General features: G+C 47.3%; 1 protein-coding gene and 1 tRNA gene. Both read right to left on the minus strand.

All coding sequences use genetic code 11. The features are described 5' to 3' along the window. Positions 1–24: 24 nt before the first annotated feature. Positions 25–100 (minus strand) — tRNA-Lys (locus ACJ751_RS29475). 234 nt (positions 101–334) lie between these two features. Beyond that, the coding region (locus tag ACJ751_RS29480) for a gliding motility-associated C-terminal domain-containing protein (protein ID WP_407749131.1) at positions 335–2,469 on the minus strand (2,135 nt) is incomplete at its 5' end.

Consider the following 2,469-nt stretch of genomic DNA (forward strand, 5'->3'; position numbering starts at 1 on the left):
AACTGATTTTCAAAAAGTCGGGCTTGGTGTCCCCGCAGAGACTCGAACTCTGGACCCATTGATTAAGAGTCAATTGCTCTACCAACTGAGCTACGGAGACAAAACTTCTTTTTTCCCCTGAATGGTTAGAAAAGAGTGCAAAAATAAGGGGTTAATTCTTTCCCACCAACATCAAAGGGGTTAAAAATGAACAAATTGTTATCTGTTCTTTATACACCGTACCGAAAGCCCCGCTGCTGGTACGTTTGCCGTTGATGGAATGGGGGCATTACTAAAACAAAACGGCTCCGATCCAATGAACCGGAGGCGTTTTTATTTAGTTGGAATCTACTTCCTACGGCGTCACTATAACAGTTCCCTTAAAGATCTGTGTAGTGCCATCAACGTATTCCACTGCGGCAAAATATACATACGTACCAAAATCAACCTTTATCCCATTCTGCCGGCCATCCCAGCCAAACTTGCGGTCATTCGCGGGTGAGTTGGTCGACTCAAATATTTTTTGTCCATACCGGTTAAAGACCGACAGGTTCTCTACTTTCTTGATATCCAGTCCACCCATTACATAGAAATAATCATTTCGTCCATCACCATTGGGTGAAAAGGCATTGGGCATGGCAACGCCGGTCTTTACAAAGGTTTGAATGTAGATGGTAGCCGTATCCTTGCAATAATAATTATTGGTAACAGTCACCAGATATTTCGTGGAAGAAGATGCGGTGGCTACCGGTTCTGCGCAGGTATCGCAGTTAAGTCCCAATGCTGGTGTCCAGGCATACGAAGCTGCGGTGCCTCCCTGTACGGTTGTGCGCAAGGGCACAGTGCCGGGTCGTGCCAGGGTAATTATCGGCGGTGTGGCGTCGATGGTAAAAGCATCATATTTCAGGCGGCTCTGGTTATTGGTATAATTGGTTTCTTTAAACACGGATGCTTTTGGGTTATTCACCATGGCTACCACCTGGCTGGTGCCTGGCGCTGTTATCACGTGGGTAAATTCCCGGCAATCGCCCAATACTGCCTCAGGGGTAGAATAACCGGGAGATAATAACACCGTTTGTGCATCATCCGGCGATCCATTGTAAAACGATACGGGTATCTTTTTGTATACCGTATCATACCCATTGCCCATACACACTTTGAATGTAACCTGGATATGGGAATCGTCGTAACATTCAGCTGATAGCAGCTCTACAGTCATATCGGGCGGAAATATATGCACATAGGTTTGTCCTTTTAATTCGCAACCATACTGGTTGGTCACCTGCAGGTTCACCAGGCTGCTGTCGAACATGGTAGCTACCGGATTGGGGCAGGTGTTGCAACTGAGCGTATACGTACTACTGTTATCCCATAGCATTGATACAGGTGAAAAACCGGGAACGGTGTAATACAGATTGAACGGAGCTTTGCGGAACACGGTCGTGTCTTTTGGCAGAACCGTCAATACCGGCGCCGTATAATCAAGACTAAAGGTATTGTTGTTATAATTGGATTCGTTTAACCCGGTTGCCGGCGGATAGGCCAGCTGGTCTTTGTTTACTACGGCAAACACTTTGCCTGTTGTGGTCCTTGGGATGTATTGCTCAAAATTGCTGCAGATGCCAGCAGATGTTGTTGGGGTAAGAAAGCTGTTGCCCAGTTTCACGGCCGCGGGGTCAGTTGGTGCGCGGTCATAAAAATCTACCTGCAGGGACGCCGGTATATTTCCTTGTGCATACCCATTGCACAGCGAGAAATCCACATGCAGCCTGTCAGTACCGGCACATTCCAGGGTATTCAGCGTTGGCGTGTAATCGTCTACTACTGGAATGTGTACTTTTACCGTTGCATCACTGTAGCAGGCATTATCTGTATAGATCCGTGCTTTTACCGTAGCAAGTGTATCCTGCCGGTACGGGGCCGTAAATGTATTACCGATACAATTGGTGCAACTGAGATAAGGAGACGCGTCCCAGGTAGCTGAAGTGATAGCGCTACCCTTGATAACAACGGGTTGCAGCGTCTGCTGCTGTTGTGGTTGCAATGTATATTCATCCGGAGTAACAGTCGCGCGGAAACTAATTCCCTTTTTGATATTTATGTTATTATTAAAAGTCACTTCCTGCAAACCGGTATTGGGCAGCGCCAGCGGTTTTGTAGTACCGTTATCATTCATTACCGACACCAGCGTATCCAGATAGGCACGACCAACTTCTACAGTAGCTGTATACTCATAGGAGGCACATCTGCCTGGCAGGTCACTGGGCAGCGGCCAGGGAGTGCCCAACAGATTTCCTCTGCCGGTGCGGGGATCGTCATCATAAAAAGATACCGGAGTGTTTTTCGGAATGGTCACATAGCCTCTGTTCTCGAACCAAAGCACCACCTTTACTTTATCCTGGTTATAACAGGTAACGCTTTCTATATGGATCACGCCATCGGCAGTAGGATCGTCCACCACAATGGTAACGGGATTCGTAGTGTCTTTAC

It is taken from the genome of Niastella sp. (genome assembly GCF_045805085.1).
Classification (GTDB): Bacteria; Bacteroidota; Bacteroidia; order Chitinophagales; family Chitinophagaceae; genus Niastella.